A 20,914-nucleotide genomic window follows, 5' to 3' on the forward strand; every position below is an offset into this window, starting at 1 on the left:
ACATGCCTATCGATTATGTTTGTCCATTCTGCCATGCCAAGTTCCTGGTCGACGATATTTATCGTGGCCAAACAGGTCCATGCGCTGAATGCGGCAAGAAGATTAAGATTCCCGGTCGTTCGCAAGGCGACGCGTCAGAACTGGAAGCAAACCAGCGTTTTGAAGCCCTGCAAAAGCGGCAGGTACGCGCTTCGTGGATTCGCATCGGTGTTTCCGCATTCGCAGTGACAGTTGCGGTTTCAATTCTGTATTTAATGGCGATCGTGATCTTGCCACAAATTGGCAAGTTATCGACGCGTCGAGATGCAGCCAAGAGCTTAGGCAATCTCCAGAAGATCGCAAACGCGCTGAATCAATACGCAGCCGAGCATGGCTCGTATCCGCCGCCAGTTGTTTATGACGCGGCGGGACTGCCGCTTTACAGTTGGCGAGTGCTGATCCTGCCTCAGCTAGGCTACGATGCACTTTATCGAGAATTCGACTTGAGTCAGAGCTGGGATGGGTTCAAGAACATTAACCTGCTGATGCGGATGCCATCGGTCTACAAGTTGGATGGAACGCAGCAAGTCTTGTTCGCCAGTGAAACGGCCGTGAGTTTGGTTGTCGGTCCAGGCACGTTATTTCCAACCGCTGGGCCGCTAGGTCCGGATGATGTCAGCGATATGCCTGAGACAACCATCTTGGTGACCGAAGCGATTCGTACCAACAATACCTGGATGGCACCCGAAGATTGCACCCTGTCGGCGACCACACAAGTCGGCACTATGCCTGGCTCGGATATCGGTACATCACGGGATGGAATTGCACTTGCAGTCAGCGTCGATGGTGCACCGCTAGTGATTCCGTCCGATATCAACGCCACCAAACTGCGAGGCTTGATCACGCCGCGTGGCGGAGAATTCTTGGAGCCGCAGACGTATGCACCAGAGCGGATCGGCGACTACATCCAGCGTTAAATGAAGCTACGCCTAAAGCAACTTGACGTAGCCGTATGATCCAGCCAATTGACCGATCGATCGATTGGCGTTGGATTTCCATTCTGGTCACTTTCGCAATTACATACGACCACGAGTTTTCGCTTGTACGCGTATGGGTAATGAATTGATTCGCAAGAACCCTTGTGCATCGGTTTGATTGTAGTCTTCTTCGCCGCCTTCCATGGTTGCAATCGACTCCGAGTACAAAGAGTTGGGACTGCTACGCTCCACGACCGACATGTTGCCTTTGTACAGCCGCAGCGTAATTGAACCACTTACAAACTTGTGGCTTTCCTGAATGAATGCCAGCAAGGCATCCATTTTGGCACAGTACCAGTAACCGTAGTAAATCATCTCGGCCACTTCGGGGCTTAAACGATCTCGCAGGTGAATCAAGTCGCGATCCAGAGTCAGTTGTTCCATTTGCAACGCGGCGAAATAAAGCAGTGTCATGCCGGGAGCTTCATAGACACCCCTGCTCTTCATCCCCACAAATCGGTTCTCAACGATATCGATACGGCCAACCCCATTTCGACCCGCGATATCATTGAGGCTGGTGACAACCTCCAATGGGCTCATCGCAGTTCCGTTGACTTTGGTGGGAATCCCATTTTCAAATTCAACACTCACGTCTTCGGATTGTTCGGGAGCTTGCTGGGGCGAGACCGTCATGCCGAAATCGATATTCTCGACCCCACAGACATCTAATTGTTCGAGAACGCCGGACTCATAGCTAATGTGCAAAACATTCTCATCGGAGCTGTAGGGTTTCTTGGTCGTCGCTTTAACGGGGATATTGTTCGCTTCACAATAAGCGATCATCTCGGTACGGCCGGGAAATGCTGCTCGGAAAACAGGGTCACGCCAAGGTGCATAAACTCGAATGTTCGGATCCAGTGCCGCCGCAGCCAATTCGAAACGGCACTGATCATTGCCCTTGCCCGTCGCCCCATGGACGTAAACTTCCGCGCCCACCTTGCGCGCGACTTCCACGCAGACTTTGGAAATCAGAGGACGAGCGATCGAAGTTCCCAGCAGATAGATGCCTTCATATTTTGCTTGCCACATCAACGCTGGGAAAGCGAAGTCGCGGACCAGTTCCTCTCGTGCATCAATAAGTTCAGCGGATTTGGCTCCCAGACGACGCGCCTTTTCCATGATCGCTTGACGATCCTCGCAAGGCTGGCCAAGATCAACGTAAACGGCGTGAACTTCATAGCTTTGGTCAATCAACCATCGCATCAAAACACTGGTATCCAAGCCACCTGAATAAGCCAAAACACATGCCGTCATTTGCTCTACCTCAACAGCTCTACTCACGCCAAGAGTAGCCGAATGTAAACTACCGAATTAATAAACGCTGCCAAACCCTGACAACTCCCACTAAACTAGCCTGATTTGAAGAAACATCAATGACCACCCCTGCCCTGCCCCGGAATTCTATAGACCAAGCGATCGAAGCCTTTCAGAAAAATCAAATTGGCCCCGTCGAGCTGGCCGAATCGATTTTGGTCGCCGTGGGATTGGAAAGCAGCCTGCCGGTCAAGATCGATAGCGACCGGGCTCGCCGGTGCGGTTTTCCAGAGGTGATTTTTGCAGAGGGAAAATCTGTCGACAATTTAACTCTCGCGATCGAGAACCAACTGCGAGGCCTGAGTGCTTCATCGCAAGAGCAGTCAGCGGTGCAATCGGTGTTCGTAACTCGGGTGAATGTTGAACAGGCCCGCCATATCGCCGACAGGTTCGCCCATGTGGCTTGGAGTTCGCAATCCAGAACTTTGCGAGTCGGGCATGATGAACCGTCGGTGACCAGCCGCCATTCGGCCGACGCGCCACAGGCGACCAGAAAGGTGAACGTCATCTGTGCTGGCACGGCAGACATGCCCGTCGCTCTAGAAGCTCAAGAGACCCTCCATTGGATGGGCGTCCCGAATCGATTGATTGCCGATGTGGGAGTTGCTGGCTTGCATCGTTTGCTCAGTCAACTGCCCAACTTGCGCGATGCAGTGGCTTGTGTTGTGATCGCAGGGATGGAAGGAGCATTGCCTAGTGTGCTGGGCGGTTTGGTCAGCACACCTGTCATCGCGGTTCCCACGAGTGTGGGTTACGGAGCGAACTTCCAAGGACTCGCTGCACTCTTAAGCATGATTAATAGCTGTGCTGCCAACGTCTGCGTTGTCAACATTGACGCGGGCTTCAAAGGCGCCTACATCGCAGGCTTGATGAGCCACGAACCGTAATGCCGAACGCGAACCTCCATGAGAGTTTGGCCAGCAAGGTTTCCCCGCAGCCGTTGTCGCCTCTGGCTCTGTTGGTAATCCTAAGATTGACCAACTGCAAAGTCGACTTTATCGTAAACTTCACTGACGGTCAGTTCACTATCGATTGCATCCAAAATGATCTTGCCGTCAATCCCTTGGCAACTTTTCAAGTTCCAACTGCCGTGGGTGGATCGGGTAAAGCAATCGATCGAGTGCCGATCTTGGGCAATCAGGACGAAATGCATCAAGCTAGGAATGGTTCGGTAATGTTCGAACTTCTTTCCACGATCGTACGCTTCCGTGGAATCGGAAAGGACTTCCACTAGCACCACGGGATTCAGCAGCACATCGCCCGCATCAGACTCAAGCTGAGGCTCGCCGCAGACGACCGAAAGGTCCGGGTAGGTGTATAAGCCGGTTGCTTCGATTCGCAGCCTCAAATCGCTTGGATAGACTCGGCACGGCTTTTTTTTGAGCTGCTCACGAAGGCTAGAGCCTGCGTTAAGGACGATCAAGTTATGGTTGGCAGAAGCGCCGGCCATCGCGAACATCTCACCGCGAAAGTACTCCGACCGAAAATCGGCTTTTCGCTCACGTTGCAAGTATTCTTCAGGAGTTATGTAAGGCTTGGGTACAGTTGACATCAGGCGTCATCCAAATAATTTTAGTTCCGATCTGCGCTTTTGAATTATAGCCAAACATTGCAATTCTGGCTAACAATCTCCCCCGCTGTGATTTGGAGCAGAAACGCCCATCGAACTATAACCTCGATATCACCGCTAGCGAAAGTCAGTACAACGCCCAAGGTACCGTCAAGCCGAAGGCTTTGTCACAATTGCTGCCGTGGCCGATTCGGCCACAGTCTGCGTTTGCAGTTATTCCCTTAGTTCCGGAGTGCCGAGATTAATGATTTGTGCCAGCCCTTCGGGCTTATCGGTCTCAGTGAACCCCAAAGTCCGGTGGCCTGCGGCACACCGGCAGTAATTGCCCTGGCCCTTCAGGCCGCCACCTCAATATTCTGCCAAATATCCCGCCCATCTCGCACCGCCGCTCAACTGTCATTCTCTATAATGGCAGACATGCCCTCTCAAGCCACGCTACTTCCGGTTAATCCCACATCGCATCGAGCAACCTCGACTATCGATTAGGCTTTGGCGTGCGCTCAGGATGTCACTTATTTGAACGCCACTGTTTCATTCAATGATTCTTTTTCTTTCCAGGCAAAGTCATCTGACGCATCAGTCTCAAATAGCAAGTCATCACAACACGAGTCCGCAGCCGCCAACTTCACTTGCACATCCTCATCGCTCATCAGCGACAGTGATTGGCCTTCACAAGTTGCACTAGCGCAGCATCGCAACCAGCAGTACTCGATCTACGCTATGACCAATTCCAGCGGCAGCGTCATAGAGCGCTACGCCTATACCGCTTACGGTCAGCCAACAGTGCTGAATGCATCTGGTGCAGTCATAGCTACCAGCGCTTATGACAACAGGTTCACTTATACCGCTCGTGAATGGGATCATACCGTCGGCTTGCATTACTTCCGAGCAAGGTGGATGAGTGGGAATAGTGGAAGGTTTTGCACAAGAGACAAGCTCGCATATCACGACAGCTTTTTGCTTTACATTGCCAAATTCGGCCTTAATTCGGTTGACCCCTCTGGGAACTGTGTGGAGTGCTGCTGTTGCCCAAACAAGCTGCAATATCACTATGATTCGGCGATTCGCCCAGGATCAGTAATCAACACCTGTTCGCCTCCACCTGAGGGGAAGAAATTCAATGTAGCGGGCGATAGTAGTTATGGCGATCAGTTCTTCATTGAACTTGACTACTCATTCTTAGGAGAGTCGAACGGGGGCGCCTGCACTTTGAGTTGGATAGAAACCAGTTCAATAGCCATTGGCGGTGTATTGGACATGGAAGCAAAGAAGCCATACGAACAAAAGGGAAGAGTGGACTCCGTGATGTTCGATCGTTATGATAAATCAATGCAAGACACATCTTGTCCGAGCATAAGCAACTCCACCTTCATTCGTGACTGCCCGTTGACACCTTTACGGCAGCAGAGCGATGACCGAGTATTGTGCATCGAGATTACAGTTAAAGGAACATGTGAATCATGCAAAGATAAACCGCTAAAGTTGTTTATAAAACAAGTTTGCCAATTCAATGGAGGAAGTCCAAAGTGTACGTTGGAGGAATCGAAAGGAGACTGTAGACATGAGACTGGGTTTACGCCAAATTCAGAAGATATACCGCAAGCGGTGGAATAGTCTTTCAGCTCGATCCCAGCTGTGCTTGCTAGCGAACTCGCTTCGACGAACAAGCTTCCAAATGTTTGCGAGCGTCTGCGTTTGCAGTATGCTTCTTCAGGCAAGTAAGTGCAAAGCTGACAGTGAGATACAAATAGTCAATCGAATCTGTGATTCAGGTGAAATTGAAAAAGTGTCTTCATCTGTTGCTGGTCTCATGATCTATTCCTACGATGACATTGATGATATTGTTACCGGTTTGGCTGGCTCGCGAGATCTACGAAACATTTTGGAACTGTTGTGTCGTGAACTGTCCTCAAAATCGCCTTCGTCTCGCAGGCGCGCATGCTATGCAATACAACGTATAGTCAAATTATATAGTCAATCAGACCCCATCGTTCTTGCCTATATTTTAGGGCGATTAGTCGAGCGCGGTAATTCCGAAGCTGATTCCGAGGTGCAGATTGTTTTCAGGGAAGCGATCAATGTTGTTTCTCGAGTTATTTGGAAAGAAGACTATAGGAATCATTTACGGGAAATTGACACCAAGATTTCAAGCAGGTACAGGATTTCATGGTAAGATTTCTGCAATAGTTCACCAAGTAAGAGATAGTAACGAGTGAATAAAACGGCTGCGAACTGTGGATGGTCCTTCTCCCCAGCTTTGCAGTTCTTCAATGTTTTCTCTACAGAATTACCAGGTACTAATCTAATTCTGAGTAGCTGTTTACAGGGCTCAAGAACGAGCTAGAACGCAGCTCAATGGCCACAGTTTGTGTTGATGATTGTTCATTCAATGCGGATTTCCCAAGCTGATATGGATTTTTGAATTGCTCAGCCACTAAAGGCAAGTTGCTCGCGTAACTCAGTTCGAATTGCTGATAGTCTTTCATCATGCTAGACCTCTGGCAGCGGTAATTGGACATCCAACTGTCCATTGCATAACAGGTAGCTGCAAGCGGTAAGGACGCGAGCGTCATCCGACAGCAACTCAACATCGAAGGCCACGAAGGCATTGGCTTTTGATCGAAGCAACTGAGCATCTGCGAAACTCAGTTGCTTGAACCTTATGTTCTTGCGTGCCTTGGTACAGACCTCTCGCACGCGATCGTCCAGCGATGTCCATTCTTGTAGGCCGGAACGAACAAACAATTCAGTGCCGGAACTTCGAACGACTTTCTACCCAGACGGACTCTAATTGCCAATTTCATCAGAAACCTGTTTGTGCTGTTCCGGCAGATCGCGTTCTTGTTCCGGCCTACGCAGCTCTTGGAAGCCCATGCCCTCCGCTCCGCATTGTTGGCATTGCCGTGCGTGAGCAACTTGCCATCAATCCCACTGGCTTGTCCAGTGGATCGTTGGGTTTCTCGCTACACCAAAGAGTCCGCCATAACGGGAATCCCACCGGCTCGTCCGGTGGATCGTTCGGCTTCTTGCTTTGCAGTAACGACTTTAGCAAGAAACGGAACGATCTCCTGGGCAAGCCAGGAGCATTAGTGGTAGAGGGGTTGTTTGTTCGTAGGGATGTAGCGAGAAACGTAACAATCTCCCGGACAAGCCGGGAGCATTTGAAAGACAGAAGACCAAGGCACATCGTTCGGAGATCGCGGGCTCTGAGCGACCGTTGGGCTTGCCCCAACGCATCGCAACAGGATTGGTGTGCTAAGCCTCGTGCCAACCCCCACCCCTTTTCCGGTTGGCCGCACAGCGGCCAACCAAAAATGATCGGTAAGTGTGAGGCGTTTGCTCTTAGCGCACCAATCCTATTGCGAAGACTGGGCACAAGGCCCAGCTTCACTTTCCAAACGCCGCTGCTTCGCAGCTCTGACGGGTGCCTAATGCATTTGCATTCGCCCTCCTCCGAATAGCTCGGTCAGTTCGTGCGGCGCAGTGAAGACGACGTGATAGTACTTGGTGTCCAGCTCCCAGGACTGGATCGTATCGAGCCATTTCTTACGCTTAAGCCAACCGCAGTTGGGGCAATGACGGTTGGAGCATGGCGGATACAGAATGCGTATGTCTTTGCCAGCAGTGGTTGGCGGTGCGAAAAAAGTCGAATGAACGGGAACTCAGATGCTAGGAATACACCGCAAGAGTTGGGAGTTTCGCCAGAGTTGCCTTCAAAATAGTTGTTCATTCATCCTCTCGCGGTTCTCTTTTCTCTCGCGGTGAAAAAAAGGCGAATGATCTGGCAGTACTTGAAGGATATTTTGCATCGCGTACTAGCAGGCGAGACTCAATACGAAAAGCTTTTGCCGGACGTATGGAAGCAGGAGCATCCCGAAGCGATTCGCCAGTACCGGGCAGAGGAAAGCCGCTATAAATCGCACCGCAAGCAGATAACACGAGCCCGCAGGATCATCTCCGCCAAACTCAAACGCCAGCAAACCCAGGGCCAATCCAACTAACCCCAACAACTGGTTGTGGTGGACGCTTACTCTTGCCATTTAATCCAGCGGTAAGCTTGGAGCTTCCCAAAGCGGAAGTTCGCTTGCCCATGAATTACTTAACGGAGTCCGAGGTCGAACTGTTGATCAATCAGCCTGATGTGAAAGATGAGCTTGGCATCCGTGACCGAGCTTTGCTAGAGATCTTTTACTCCAGTGCGATTCGTCGCCAGGAGCTATTGTCGCTTGGGGTTTATGACATTGATCGCAGTCGTCGGTTGTTGATGATCCGCTTGGGCAAGGGACGTAAGGATCGCGTGGTACCGATTGGTGTGCGAGCCTTGCAGTGGCTTGAAAAGTATTTGGCCGATGTGCGTCCTTGGTTGCTGGCCGGTCATGGTCGCAAGCGATTGGGGCCAGCGGCATTGCCAACAGATCGAATCTTCTTGAGCAACACGGGCAAACCGCTGCTGCCCGGTCAAGCTTCGAAGATGGTGCGAGACTATTTGGATCAGGCGGGGATTCACAAGAGCGGCGCGTGCCATGTGATTCGTCACACGACGGCAACGTTGATGCTTGAGAACGGCGCTGACTTAAGAAGTTTACAGACGTTGCTGGGCCATGCGAATTTGAATACGACTCAGATCTACACGCACGTGACCATCGATCGCTTGCGTAAAGTGCACGACGCCACGCATCCGGCTAAACCAGATGTCGAAGGCACCTCAGCAACTCCACCCGCTGAGTAGCTCAGCGACTCCGTTCGCTGAGTAACCCGTAGCTCAGAGACTCCGTTCGCTGAGTAGCAGTAGCTCAGCGACTCCGTTCGCTGAGTAGTATGTAGCTCAGCGACTCCGCCTTCTTCGTTTAACCGTCAGCCGCTAGGCGTACGCGTTCTTCTTCACCCTCTCGCTTGCGGGGAGGGTCGGCCGCGAGTTCCGCGAGCGACCGGGGAGGGCGAGCCGCCTACGCGTCCACTTGCCAATTGACCTCGAGGCACCTGCCTCATCAAGCCAACGGCTTGTCACAATTGCTGCCGTGGCCGATCCGGTCACGGTTTGCATGCGCAGTTGATCCCTCAGGCCCGGAGGGCCAAGACAATTGATTTGCGCCAGCCCTTCGGGCTTATCGGTCTCAAGGAACCTCAAAGTCCGGTGGCCTGCGGCACACCGGCAATAATTGCTACGGCCCTTCAGGCTGCCACCTCAATATTCTGCCAATTATGCCGCCCATCTCGCACCACCGCTCAACTGTCATTCTCTATAATGGCAGACATGCAGTCTCAATCCTCATCACTTCCGGTTAAACACTTATCGCATCGAGAAATCTCGCTTAGCGATTGGGATACGTTGTGCGATCAGAATGCCCCTTATTTGAACGCCACTGTTTCATTCAATGGTTCTTTTTCTTTCCAGGCAAAGTCATCTGACGCGTCAGTCTCAAATAGCAAGTCATCACAACACGAGTCCGCAGCAGCCTGCTTTACTTGCACAGCCTCATCGCTGATCAGCGTCAGTGATTGGCCTTCAGAAGTTGCACTAGCGCAGCATCGCAACCAACAGTACTCGATCTACGCTATGACCAATTCCAGCGGCAGTGTTGTAGAGCGCTACGCTTACACCGCTTACGGCCAGCCAACAGTGCTCAACGCATCTGCCTCAGTCGTAGCTACCAGCGTTTATGACAACAGGTACACCTATACCGCCCGCGAATGGGATCATACCGTCGGCTTGCATTACTTCCGAACTAGGTGGATGAGCGGACATAGTGGAAGGTTTACGGGGAGAGATCCGATTGGGTATGCGGACGGCGTAAATAGCTACATGTATGTGGCAGCTCGCCCCTTATGCAGTACTGACCCATATGGTTTGTTTGTGTGCCCTTCCACAACAATTTGTACTCAAGTAGGTCTCACGTATGATCACGGTACTCCGTACAGGGGCGAGAAAATTCCTGGGCCAACTTGGTGGGGTCCGTGGGGAAACCCGAAAGTGGTGCCCGGGGTCATAGCTACTGCCACCCCCGCTTGCGAATGGAGTCGCTACGAGTATACCGACTATCAGCGCTACAAGGTTCGAACGGTATACATGGATATGCTTTGTAAGAAGTTTTCAACGTATATGGGTGGACCATGCTCATGCACAAATCCTATAGGCTGTTTATGCGAGCCATCGGGCACCTTAGTAGACTGGTGGGAAGAGCGGATACTTCAATGGACTGAGGTTGTAAAAGATGGTACAGAGATGGTTCCAGGAAAGATGCAAACAATACGTACGCAGGGCATCTGCACACCTGGGGGCTCATGCATATGCGCGCATCCAGACGGAATCGCTGGCAACCCACAAAAAAATCCACGTCCGACTCCGCCAAGCTTTCCTTCCTCAGGCAATCCACCTCGGCCGGGGGGCCCATATCCCACGAGTCGTTAAAGTACGTAGTTTGCCCTACGAGATTTTCTCCATAACAAATATAAGTATGTCATTTTATTTAAAAATAAGCCAGATTTGTAAGACGAAGATTTGTTGCCTCGTCGTATTTGTTTTTTCGTTTTCAAATATGCTTGGATGCTCTAATCGATCGGTCGAGCCGTCGCTGGTTTTCAAAAGCTTTAAAGGCGTTGGTGAAACCGCATCCCCAGAAGTATGGATTGTTTTTTACACACCAGCAAAGTCCGTCGTTGGTCCACAGCATGAACTTGCCCCCGATGAAAATCGATATTTGTTTATCGCAAAATTTCCGGAGGATGAGTTCGATAATGCTTCAAGAGCGGACCTTTCTGGACAAGCCTTTGATTTGATATGGCAGAATCGAAATGGTCAAAGAAAAGTAAGGACGTCGAACATTGCAACATTCGTTTATAATTCGATTTCGGGGCAATTCGTTGAAGTTGCAACAACACCAGAACTGTCTGAGTTACTGCCTGAGCTAGACTCTGGCGTCCCAACGTTTGAAAAAGTTCGCTTAGCGATGGAGTCCACCAAGTAAGAGATAGCAACGAGTGAGTGAAACGGCTGCGAGCTGTGAATGGATCTTCTCCCCAGCTTTGCGGTTTCTCAATGTTTTTCTCTACAGAATTACCAGCTACTAATCTAATTTTGAGTAGCTGTTTGCAGGGCTCAAGAACGAGCTAGAACGCAACTCAATGGCCACAGTTTGTGCTGATGATTGTTCATTAAATGCGGATTTCTCTGGCTGATACGGATCTTGGAATTGCTCAGCCACTAAAGGCAAGTTGCAGTAGTAATTCGAAACATGAATCTTGTTAGCGAAGCGGGCTATGATTTGAACGCCCCCTCTCGGATCGCAAGACTCGCCACTCTCCCGGAAGGGAGAGTTAAGCAACTCTTTCAACTTAAATCTCTGGCAACGGTAGATGGGTATCTGATTGATTGATGCAGCTCATGCGACTGCAAGCGGTAAGGACTCGAGCATCATCTGTCAGCAGTTCTACATCGAACGCTGAAAAGATGTTGGCTTCTGATCGAAGCAACCTCGCATCTTCGAAGCTCAGTTGCTTGAACCTCATGTTCTTGCGGGCCTTGGTGCAGACCTCGCGCACGCGATCATCCAACGATGTTCATACCATGGCGAAGTCTTGTATGCCGGAACGAACAAACAATTCAGTGCCGGAACTTCGAACGACTTTCTACCCAGACGGACTCTAATAGCCAATTTCATCAGAAACCTGTTTGTGCTGTTCCGGCAGATCGCGTTCTTGTTCCGGCCTACGCAACTCTTGGAAGCCCATGCCCTCCGCTCCGCATTGTTGGCATTGCCGTGCGTGAGCAACTTGCCATCAATCCCACTGGCTTGTCCAGTGGTTGGTTGGGTTTCTCGCTACAGCAAAGAGCCCGCCATAACGGGAATCCCACCGGCTCGTCCGGTGGCTCGTTCGGTTCCTCGCTAGTTAACCTCGCTCTCTAGCAAGAAACGGAGGGATCTCCTGGGCAAGCCAGGAGCATTAGCTTTTTAGCGATCCGAGGGGGCCGACCCGTGTAGCAAGAAGCGGAACTATCTCCCGGACAAGCCGGGAGCATTAACCTTCGCGCACCAATCCTATTGCGAACTCTGGGCACAAAGCTCGGCCTCGCGTCGATGCGTGCGTCGCACCGCGATCCCAATCCCACCCGGCTCCGTTGGGCTAGTCGCTGATCTTAAGCGTCGGCTGCAGCGTCGACTGCTAGGCGTACGCGGATAGTAGCAAGAAAGGTTTAGACACCGCAGGCACCAAAATAGTGGCATGCGTAGGGAACTCCGTCGCATCGAGGCTTCTTTGGGGCTTTCGCGATTGGGCTAGTACCCTAGAATCTCCGCTTTACATTGCTTTTTCGGTTCTAGGGCGGCAAGTCGCATGAGAGTTTTGATTGTTGGTCAGGGTGGGCGTGAACACGCGCTGGCGTGGAAGATTTCGCAGAGCCCTCGGATTCAAAGATTGTGGGTTGCCCCGGGGAACGCTGGGACGGCCATGGAATGCGAAAACGTGGATATCTCGGCAACCGATATCGCTGGCATCGTGGCCTTTGCGAAGAAGGAAAAAGTTGACTTAGTGGTCGTCGGCCCCGAAGCTCCTCTGTCGCTGGGGCTGGTCGATGCTCTCCAGTCCGAGAAAATCCGAGCTTTCGGGCCCAATCGCGCCGCCGCCCAACTGGAGTCGAGCAAAGTTTTCTGCAAACAACTGCTCCGTCAAGCCGACGTGCCGACCGCAGACTATCAATCATTCCGCGATGCCGACGACGCGATGCGGTACATCAAATCGCGTTACCCTAACGAATATGATAAGGCGCCGATCGTCGTCAAAGCAGACGGCTTGGCTAGCGGCAAAGGCGTTATCGTCTGCTCGCGCCGCAGCGATGCACTTGATGCAATCGACCGGATTTCCCGCAAGCAAGAGTTCGGTGCCGCGGGCTCGCAAATGGTCATCGAAGAACGTCTCGAAGGTCCGGAAGTCAGCGTGCTGGCCATCACCGATGGTAAGACCATTGTTGTCCTGCCACCGGCTCAAGATCACAAGCCTGCTTATGATAACGACAAAGGCCCCAACACCGGTGGCATGGGGGCGTACTGCCCTACCCCGATCATCGATGATGATACTTTGGCGATGATCGAAGAAGATGTTTTGGTACAAACCATCCACACGATGAAGCGCAATCGCAAACCGTTTCAAGGAGTTCTGTACGCTGGGCTGATGATGACCAAATCTGGCCCAAAGGTTCTCGAATTCAACGTGCGGTTTGGCGACCCCGAATGCCAGCCGCTGCTCATGCGCCTCAAGAGCGATCTGCTGGATTTGTTGGAAGCGACTGTCGACGGTTGCTTGGATTCCATCGAACCGCCGCAATGGGATCCGCGGCCTGCGATCTGCGTAGTGGTAGCTTCGGAAGGTTATCCCGGCGAGTATCAAACGGGGCGTGAGATCACTGGGATCGCTGCCGCAGATCAGTTGTCCGATGTCAAAGTCTTTCATGCGGGAACCAAATTGCAGGATGGCAAAGTGCTGACCGATGGCGGGCGTGTCCTTGGCGTAACAGCCATCGGCAACAGTATTTCCGAGGCCAAATTGCAAGCGTACACTGCGGTGCAAATGGTGCGCTGGCCAGGAGCTTGGTGTCGAAAAGATATCAGCGACAAAGCGCTGCGATAATCGTACCGCTGAGGTTCGTTGCTAAGTCGACGGAGTAATTTCGCTGGCGGATGATTCTTCCAGCAGGACTTCTCGCGTGCCTACTCGCTCGCGAGTGCGCTCCGACTGAACGTCATCAGACATCAAGATGCGTTGAAAGAATAGCATGAGCAACGTGCACAGGTAGCGCCGTCCCATCTCTTGCATTCGCAAGTTGGACGAACCCCAGGTGCGGCCTTCCCATCCGATCGGAATCTGCGCAATCTTATAACCGCTGATCAGGGCACTGAGCGAGATCTCCAATGTGATATTGAAATGGCAGGACCGATAGGGACCGCAGCGTTCGATAACATCGCGGCGGTAAGCTTTGAATGCGTTGGTCAAGTCATTGAATTTGGTCCAAAACATCCAGCGGATCGCTTGGTTAACAATGCGATTGACGATAAGTTTCAGTTGTGGATAGTTCTTTACGACAGAGCCTTCTACGAATCGTGACCCAAAGACACAATCGTAGCCTTCTTCTATTTTTCGATAGTACTTCAAGGCATCGGACGGGTGGTCTGATAAATCAGCCATGTAGATGATGACAACTTCGCCTCGCACGAACTCTAGTCCCGTGCGAATCGCGCGGCCAAAACCGCCTGGCGGAGTTCGGCGAACCAGTCGAATGGTGGGCCAGCGAGATACCAGCTCCAACACGCGTGCTTCAGTCTCATCTTTGCTATTATCGTTGACAACAATGACTTCGGTTGGAATCTGATGTTGGTCGACCAGGTAGGACATCAGTTGCGTTAGGCAGGGGCCGATATTCTGCTGCTCATTATGAGCGGGAATGACAATGGAGAGTAAAGGCGGCGGGCTCATCGAGGTTCATTGGTCCTGGGTCTTCTTCGTATAAACGTCCACGAAACTCTTTTGAAGTATGGTTGGATCGCCATACTTCGCAATGAGTTGACCGTGATAGTCGGCCGCCCAAGAATTGTCGCGGCCTTCCCATGATAACAACATGTAATCATATGCAAGATCGCTGGTGCTCCAATATTTTTCTTGCTCTTGTGCCAGCAGGGTTTGGCGGCCGCTCAAATAGACGTCGAAGACGAAGGAAAGGTCTGCGAGAAATACGCCTTCCTGAGGTAGGTCTTTTAGCACTTTGGCAATGAATCGGCTGCCATGATAGTCCTCCTCCAACCAATGCTGCAGGTATAGGTACGATGACCTCAGCCCCGCTCCCGGTACCATGCACAGGCCTAAGGCAACGACGATCGCTGTCTTGGCGACCTTGGGCCAAGGCTGCTGTAGTGACCGCACGAACCAATCGCAAACCGCTCCCAGAAGCACAAAACAAAAAACCGTGGAGTACATCCAGTAGCCTTTGGTGGGATGAATGCCGGCGATTGTCGCGGTCAAATACCAACTGCTCCATACCCACGACAGTATCAGGATCGCTCGCGAGCGTTCGGCTGTCTGCCATAACCAAAGGCTGCCCAGCAGCAACCCGATGACGCTCAAGACTACTTGAAATCCACCCGCAAACTCCATCAGCAGTATCGCATGATGTTGCAGGTAGGGAAAAGGCCACGCCAACCGCGATACCAGTCCAGGCCCAGCTCGATCGACGACATTGGAGAAGAACTGGCTGCGAAACTCTTCTGGGAAAGCGATAATCAGTGGCACCCAAGCGGCAGCAACAACTGCGGTGGAACTGCCCAGCAGAATGACTTGCAAGAAACGACGCTTGAGTTCACCCGATAGCAGTGCGAACGCAGCGCCGGATTGAATTACAAACACCAACGCGAAGGGATGGAACAAGATGCCTAAACCGTTCAACGCCCCCACGATGATCACTTGGCGATACGAAAGGTTCGCTCCGTAGGTAAAAAAGATCAACGCGATGACTAGTCCACATAGCACACACAACAAATCGGGTCTGGCGATTATGGCGGTGAACAACAGAGGACGCGAGACTGCTACAAGCGACGCCGCAAGCACACTGCCAAACGTGCTGACATTAAATCTGCGAGCGATCGCATAGGTCAAAAGGATGGCCGCCATGCCGCCAAAGAATAGCGGCAGTCGTGACGTTGGGTATCCGGCGGGAAGGACTGCGTAGAAGATCGCTTGGCAATAGAACAGACCGGGTGGCAACGCCATCATGCAGCGATCGGAGCCAGCAAAAAACGTTTCTCGATTCTTCGTTGGCAGGTAAGGAATGCGAGGGATTCCCTCTTGCCAAACGGTCAAGCCAGGTACGGAGAAGAACTGTTCGTCCTGCCCACCGGCCTGATGGATCAAAGGGGGCAGACGCAGCAAGATATACAAGGCGATTGGCAGCAAGACCCAAACCCAAGTCCATGGTTTTTTAGAAGCTGCGGTTTGGTCCTCCATCTACATTGTCGCCTTTAGCCAATCGGGATTCTGCAAAGCATGGTCGGCGATCTCACTTAAGATGTGATCGGCGGGAATGCTTGGCTGCCAATCCCACGCGGCTTGTGCCAACCTAGCGTCTAGCACGATCCAAGGCAAATCGAACTTACGCGGCGCGGCGTCCGCTGCTATCTCTTTTGCCCCAAACCGGCGGTCACACCACTGCGATAGCTGCTTGAGTGAATAAGCCGACTGCAGGCCGCCGCTGACGTTCGTAATGATAGGCTTGCTGGCATCGTCGCCGGCGACGATTTGCTTCTCGACAAGTTTAGCAAGATCTGTCGGGTGCAACATATCGCGGACTTGTTTGCCTGAGCCACCAAAGCCGATGTAGCGTAGCGGCCGCTGGCTAGCGTAACAGTTGATCCAGTAGCTAAAGATCCCTTGGTCTGGCCGTGCAAACTGCCCTGCCCCAGCCAAAACTCCGCAGCGATTGATGCGCAATGGAAAATCAAATGTCGCCGCGTACTCTAAGGCCATCACTTCGGAGGCGAGTTTGGTCGAGCCATATATAGAAAGCGGCGGTGTGGTGGAGAATTCTTCGTTGATACCATGCTCTGTCACCCCTGTAACATTGAAGGCGGCAGGGCTGAGTTGATACGCCAAGTCGGTATCAAGTAAAGGTAACCTAGTCAGTGCGTCAATCGAGTACACGCGACTGGTGCTCAGTAAGATCAATCCAGCTTGATGCTGCCGACAGTACTCCAGCATGTTGAGGGTGCCGATCAAGTTATGCTCGATGACTTGTCGCGGACCAGATGTACCGCTGACCCCAGAAAGCACGCTTGGCAACGCAGCACAATCGATAACCCAATCGACGGGCCCAATCGCATCCAAATCACTGCGACAGCGAATATCGCCGTGCATAAACTGAACCGATTGGTCGGCGAGCTGCAAGCGATTTCGTTCGCTGCCAGCGCGTGACAGGTTATCGATACCGATCAAGCCGGCCGATAGATTCGATCGGCCTGCAAGATACAAAGCGAGTTGGCTGCCAACAAATCCGCAAGCCCCAGTTAGAAGGATTCTCATAGTGGAGCTCAATTGTAATCACGATCAGACCTTTTCATCAAGGTTGCCCGTAGAATCGCCGAATTCTGAAACATCGACGCCGAATCTGCGGAGCATCGTGACAAACAAATTGGACATGGGCGCTTCTTCCAATTGCAGATAGCGGCCTGTTGACAGCATGCCGCCGCCACTACCAGCCAAAATCAACGGCAGGTTATCGTGCGTATGGCGATTGCCGTCCGCGATGGCGCCACCATAAACGATCATCGAATTGTCCAACAAACTGCGACCATCAACGTCTGGAGTCTCGGACATCTTCTTCAAAAAGCCCGCGAAGTATTGCATGTAGAAGCGGTCGATCTCGGCAACTTTCTTGGCCAAGTTCTCTTTCTGCTGATTGTGCGTCAGGTAGTGGTGGCCTTCGGTAATGCCGATCTCTGGGAATATTCGGTTACTGCCATCGTACGAAAGCAGCAGCGAACCAATTCGAGTGGAATCGGTTTGGAAGGCGAGCAGCATTAAATCGTACATCATTTCCATATGCGTACCAAAGCTGCTTGGGATGCCGCTGGGGGTGCTCATCTGTGGATCAGGCACATCAGCGAAATTTTCGGATGACTTGATGCGTTGCTCAATCGCTCGGACACCTTCCAGGTACTCGTCCAATTTCCGACGATCTTGTTGCCCTAGCTTCTGCTTTACGGCGACCGCATCTTCCAGAACAAAATCGAGCACCGATTTTTGGGTGTTCTGGCGAAGCTCCATGTTGCGAGTTCGCTCGCCATGCTCACCTTCGCCAAAGAGTCGTTCGAACACCAGGCGCGGATTTGGTTCGGGCGTGACTGGCGTGGTCGGCGAACTCCATGAGAGGTTGTATTGATAAGCACAAGCATAGCCTGAATCGCAACTGCCCGAATTGCGAATGGCATCACAGGACAGTTCCAGTGAAGGATAACGGGTTTGATGGCCGAGAGCTTGCGCGGCAACTTGATCAACGGACACGCCAACATAGATGTCCTTCCCCGGCGTCTTGCGAGCCCGTGCTCCTGTCAGGAATGTCGCATTAGCGCGAGCGTGGTCTCCAGCCCCGTCGTTGCCTGCGGTCGCATGATCATGCTTAAGGCCTGTAATGATCTGTAGATGCTGCTTCAAGCCTTCCAGCGGTTGCATCGTCGAATTGAGCGTGAACTCCTTCTCGGTTCCTGTTGGAAACCAATGAGCTTGCTGGACCCCGTTCGGGATCGACATGAAGGCCATTCGCAATGGCGCTCCGGTGGGAGTGGTTGCCAGCGAAGTTACACTGGCAGGAGCTTGGGCTTTGGCCAGTGAAGCGAACGCGGGAATGGCCACACAGGTACCTAGGCCACGCAAAAATCGACGGCGTTGGAGTGAAGTTTTCATGGTATGACGCGATCCAAATCAGGGGATGAAATGTGAGGGGAAAGGTGTCTTAGGGATGGCTCGCAACCGCTTCGATCGCTTCGATACGGCGTTGCCTTTGGAAGGCAGCGGAATGAATTGTCTCAGTTAGCAGTACACTGAACTTTCCGTCCTGCTGGTCAATTTTCTCGACGATCTGGTCAATCAGGATTTCATCTTGATAGTCCAGCCCTCGACCCAGCGCGTAGGTTAATAGTTTTTGCGTCATGCAGCGATAGAAGGCTTCGCTGTGCTCACTGCGTAGGATCTTCTTGAGTTCACGCACATCATTGAACGATTCGCCGGTGGCCAAAGTGCCGGAGGCATCGACAGGCTCCCCGCGTTCTTCCGATCGCCACATGCCGATAGCGTTGAAGTTTTCCAACGCCAGCCCCAGAGGGTCCATGCGTGAATGGCATGATGAGCAAAGGGCCGACTCGCGATGCACAGCGAGCAATTCACGCAGCGACGGTTCGCGTCCAGCAAAAAGTTCTGCGGTCGCCTCCAACTCAGGCACATTGGGCGGTGGAGGCGGTGAAGGCAATCCCAAAACGTTTTCTAAAATAAACAACCCCCGCTTCACTGGTGAAGTTCGCGTTGGGTTCGAGGTCACGACCAGCATTGTTCCTTGCGTAATAATCCCGCCGCGCGGGCTATCCGCCGGCAAATCAACCTTACGCATGTCCTCGCCTTTTACACCTTCGATATTGTAGAGCTTGGCAAGTTTCTCATTGACAAAAGTGTAGTTGCAATCCAGTAAGTCCAGGACGCTTAAGTCGTTCTTGGCAATATGTTTGAACAACATCAATGTCTCTGCTTGCATCGCTTGTCGCGTATCGCTGTCGAAGACATCGCCCAGCGCCCGCAATTCGCGGAATCGATTGCGTACTCTTGCGTTTTCTTCTTCCGATAAAGGCTCCGCGTTAGGTACTCGACTAAAGCGTCGACGAAACTTTTCTCGCAGTTCGTCGTATTCTTCCTTTAAGCCTAAGACGGTTATCGGATCGAGCGATACGTGTTCAATGTCGCGTGAACGCAGCCATTGGCCAACAAAGTTATCCATGAACGATTCCGAGCGTTTGTCCTTTAGCATACGCTCAACTTGTTGATTCATATTGGCGCGAAGGCCGCCTTTCTCAGCAAGCGTCATCAGTTCATCGTCAGGCATCGTAGACCACAAAAAGTAAGACAAGCGTGAAGCCAGCGAATACTCGTCAACGAGCGGGAATGGATCCGATGAATCATGCATCGAATCTTCCATGCGGAAGATAAACCGAGGGGAAGCCAGTACGGCAATCATCGCTTGAGCAACGCCGGATTCGAACGTCGCACCTGGGAGCTGTTGAGCGGTTTTCGCAATCTCTGTGAGTCGGTCAATCACGTTGGATTCGACAGGGCGACGGAAAGCTTTCCTAGTGAAGCTTTCGAGTACTTCTCGCGTGTAAGCGTCTCGCTGTGCCAGTTCGGCTGGTGGTTGCTCACGAGGGAAAAACCTTTGGTAGTTTCTTGGGTGCACCCATTTGTTTGCATTGAGAGGCCCTTCGATCTCCACTGCGTCGATACTCCAGCGGACGTACGTGTCGTCTTCTGGGTCATCCATGTCGGCGCCGTCCCCTTTGGCCTTGGCCACTACCGGCGTGATCTGGAATTCGAAGTGCCGTTGTCCTGCTTCAAAATGAATCGGGAATTCATATGTCAAGACTTTATTTTCATCCCAGCCGTATTCATCTTCGTATAACGCTTGACCTTCGGCAAAGAATTTGACGTTGCATCGCGCGGGGTTAAAAAAGAAAGATCCTCCTAATCGCACTTGGACTTTCACTTTGTAGTCACCTGCGTCGTCGATTTGGTAAGCCGATGTAAGAGTAGCAGGTTGCTTGGCATCCAATCGCTGGCCGCGAATCGATTTATCTTCGGTAGTAAAATCACGACCAGAGATTCTGACCACGGGGGTGATTTGCGTAACGGTTGGCACCGCTTCTTGAACGATCGCCCGAGCCGATGCGAGATACTTTTCTAGCATGATGGGCGATAGGCTCAGTACATCACTGTTGTTGTCAAAGCCAAACCCCGAGTCGTCTGGCGGGAAGACCACGTCGGCATTAAAGTCGATTCCCATCAAATCCAAAATAGTGTTGCGATACTCCAGCCGGTTTAAACGACGAATGGTAATTCGACCTGGATCGGGTTGTAGCGGGTCGACCTGAAAGACGTTCGCTTTGATCCAGCTCAGGACCGTATCGCGGTCTTCTTGCGAGAGTTTAGTTTCTCCGGCGGGTGGCATCAGGCCGGCTCGCACATTCTTTAAGACATTCCACCACAGAGTTTTGTCGTTGATTAATTCCGCATGCAAGGCTTGATCATCGGCAGCGTCGAATGACAAATTACCTTCGGCTGAACCCTCGGCATGACATGCATAGCAGTTCGCTTCCAGGATCGGCTTGATTTTGGCTTCGAAAACTTCATCGGCGTCTACTTGCGTGGTTAGCACGAGCAGGACGGCCAAAAGTTTGAAACAACCAGCCAGGAGCTTTGAATTTTGGTCGAAGGACAGCATGTT

General features: G+C 52.0%; 19 protein-coding genes. 8 read left to right on the forward strand and 11 right to left on the reverse strand.

What is annotated here, in order from left to right:
• The first annotated feature begins 2 nt into the window (after positions 1–2).
• Positions 3–956, forward strand: coding sequence for a DUF1559 family PulG-like putative transporter (locus SH302x_RS02885; protein ID WP_479367208.1), 954 nt, complete (start codon positions 3–5; stop codon positions 954–956).
• Between the two features lie 99 nt (positions 957–1,055).
• On the opposite strand, the gene SH302x_RS02890 is transcribed toward SH302x_RS02885, so the two are convergent.
• Entirely contained in the window at positions 1,056–2,270 is a 1,215-nt protein-coding gene (locus SH302x_RS02890) for an argininosuccinate synthase (protein ID WP_479367209.1), read from the reverse strand.
• Between the two features lie 119 nt (positions 2,271–2,389).
• Here SH302x_RS02890 and larB point away from each other — a divergent pair, with 119 nt between their 5' ends.
• On the forward strand, positions 2,390–3,217 hold the full coding sequence (larB, locus tag SH302x_RS02895; protein WP_479367210.1) for a nickel pincer cofactor biosynthesis protein LarB: 828 nt from the start codon (positions 2,390–2,392) through the stop codon (positions 3,215–3,217).
• Between the two features lie 80 nt (positions 3,218–3,297).
• Here larB and SH302x_RS02900 read toward each other — a convergent pair whose 3' ends face one another.
• A complete protein-coding gene (locus tag SH302x_RS02900; RefSeq protein WP_479367211.1) occupies positions 3,298–3,882 on the reverse strand; it encodes a Uma2 family endonuclease in 585 nt (194 codons plus the stop codon).
• Positions 3,883–4,416: 534 nt separating this feature from the next.
• On the opposite strand from SH302x_RS02900, the gene SH302x_RS02905 reads away from it, so the two are divergent.
• Entirely contained in the window at positions 4,417–5,514 is a 1,098-nt protein-coding gene (locus tag SH302x_RS02905) for an RHS repeat domain-containing protein (protein ID WP_479367212.1), read from the forward strand.
• A 683-nt stretch (positions 5,515–6,197) separates the two neighbouring features.
• Here SH302x_RS02905 and SH302x_RS02910 read toward each other — a convergent pair.
• The 3 genes from SH302x_RS02910 to SH302x_RS02920 all read right to left on the reverse strand — a co-directional run bounded on the left by SH302x_RS02910 (position 6,198) and on the right by SH302x_RS02920 (position 7,511).
• Complete coding sequence (locus SH302x_RS02910; RefSeq protein WP_479367214.1) at positions 6,198–6,389, reverse strand: hypothetical protein; 192 nt, start codon at positions 6,387–6,389, stop codon at positions 6,198–6,200.
• Position 6,390: 1 nt separating this feature from the next.
• Positions 6,391–6,645 carry a hypothetical protein gene (locus SH302x_RS02915; RefSeq protein ID WP_479367215.1) on the reverse strand — a complete coding sequence of 85 codons (255 nt, stop codon included), beginning with the start codon at positions 6,643–6,645 and terminating at the stop codon, positions 6,391–6,393.
• Positions 6,646–7,328: 683 nt separating this feature from the next.
• Entirely contained in the window at positions 7,329–7,511 is a 183-nt protein-coding gene (locus tag SH302x_RS02920) for a transposase zinc-binding domain-containing protein (RefSeq protein WP_479369233.1), read from the reverse strand.
• Positions 7,512–7,676: 165 nt separating this feature from the next.
• Here SH302x_RS02920 and SH302x_RS02925 point away from each other — a divergent pair, with 165 nt between their 5' ends.
• From SH302x_RS02925 to SH302x_RS02940, 4 genes are all read left to right on the forward strand, one after another.
• A complete protein-coding gene (locus SH302x_RS02925; RefSeq protein WP_479363429.1) occupies positions 7,677–7,901 on the forward strand; it encodes a hypothetical protein in 225 nt (74 codons plus the stop codon).
• 32 nt (positions 7,902–7,933) lie between these two features.
• Entirely contained in the window at positions 7,934–8,629 is a 696-nt protein-coding gene (locus SH302x_RS02930) for a tyrosine-type recombinase/integrase (RefSeq protein ID WP_479367216.1), read from the forward strand.
• Between the two features lie 525 nt (positions 8,630–9,154).
• Positions 9,155–10,309 (forward strand): RHS repeat domain-containing protein, encoded by a 1,155-nt coding sequence (locus tag SH302x_RS02935; RefSeq protein ID WP_479367217.1) that lies wholly within the window; start codon positions 9,155–9,157, stop codon positions 10,307–10,309.
• Between the two features lie 10 nt (positions 10,310–10,319).
• Entirely contained in the window at positions 10,320–10,865 is a 546-nt protein-coding gene (locus tag SH302x_RS02940; RefSeq protein WP_479367218.1) for a hypothetical protein, read from the forward strand.
• A 367-nt stretch (positions 10,866–11,232) separates the two neighbouring features.
• On the opposite strand, the gene SH302x_RS02945 is transcribed toward SH302x_RS02940, so the two are convergent.
• A complete protein-coding gene (locus SH302x_RS02945; RefSeq protein WP_479367219.1) occupies positions 11,233–11,406 on the reverse strand; it encodes a hypothetical protein in 174 nt (57 codons plus the stop codon).
• A gap of 825 nt (positions 11,407–12,231) precedes the next feature.
• Between SH302x_RS02945 and purD the strand changes: the two genes are divergently transcribed.
• Positions 12,232–13,521: a phosphoribosylamine--glycine ligase gene (purD, locus tag SH302x_RS02950; protein WP_479367220.1), complete on the forward strand. Its 1,290-nt coding sequence runs from the start codon at positions 12,232–12,234 to the stop codon at positions 13,519–13,521.
• Between the two features lie 21 nt (positions 13,522–13,542).
• On the opposite strand, the gene SH302x_RS02955 is transcribed toward purD, so the two are convergent.
• Genes SH302x_RS02955 through SH302x_RS02975 form a run of 5 tightly spaced genes read right to left on the reverse strand, consistent with a single transcriptional unit; the run spans position 13,543 to position 20,911 of the window.
• The gene (locus SH302x_RS02955) at positions 13,543–14,364 is read right to left on the reverse strand and encodes a glycosyltransferase family 2 protein (RefSeq protein ID WP_479367221.1); all 822 of its coding nucleotides are present in this window, start codon (positions 14,362–14,364) and stop codon (positions 13,543–13,545) included.
• A 6-nt stretch (positions 14,365–14,370) separates the two neighbouring features.
• The gene (locus SH302x_RS02960; RefSeq protein WP_479367223.1) at positions 14,371–15,885 is read right to left on the reverse strand and encodes an ArnT family glycosyltransferase; all 1,515 of its coding nucleotides are present in this window, start codon (positions 15,883–15,885) and stop codon (positions 14,371–14,373) included.
• On the reverse strand, positions 15,886–16,956 hold the full coding sequence (locus tag SH302x_RS02965) for an NAD-dependent epimerase/dehydratase family protein (RefSeq protein ID WP_479367224.1): 1,071 nt from the start codon (positions 16,954–16,956) through the stop codon (positions 15,886–15,888).
• A gap of 24 nt (positions 16,957–16,980) precedes the next feature.
• On the reverse strand, positions 16,981–18,336 hold the full coding sequence (locus SH302x_RS02970; RefSeq protein ID WP_479367226.1) for a DUF1552 domain-containing protein: 1,356 nt from the start codon (positions 18,334–18,336) through the stop codon (positions 16,981–16,983).
• A gap of 49 nt (positions 18,337–18,385) precedes the next feature.
• On the reverse strand, positions 18,386–20,911 hold the full coding sequence (locus SH302x_RS02975) for a DUF1592 domain-containing protein (RefSeq protein ID WP_479367228.1): 2,526 nt from the start codon (positions 20,909–20,911) through the stop codon (positions 18,386–18,388).
• Positions 20,912–20,914 lie beyond the last annotated feature (3 nt).

The organism is Njordella calcicola (genome assembly GCF_056494125.1).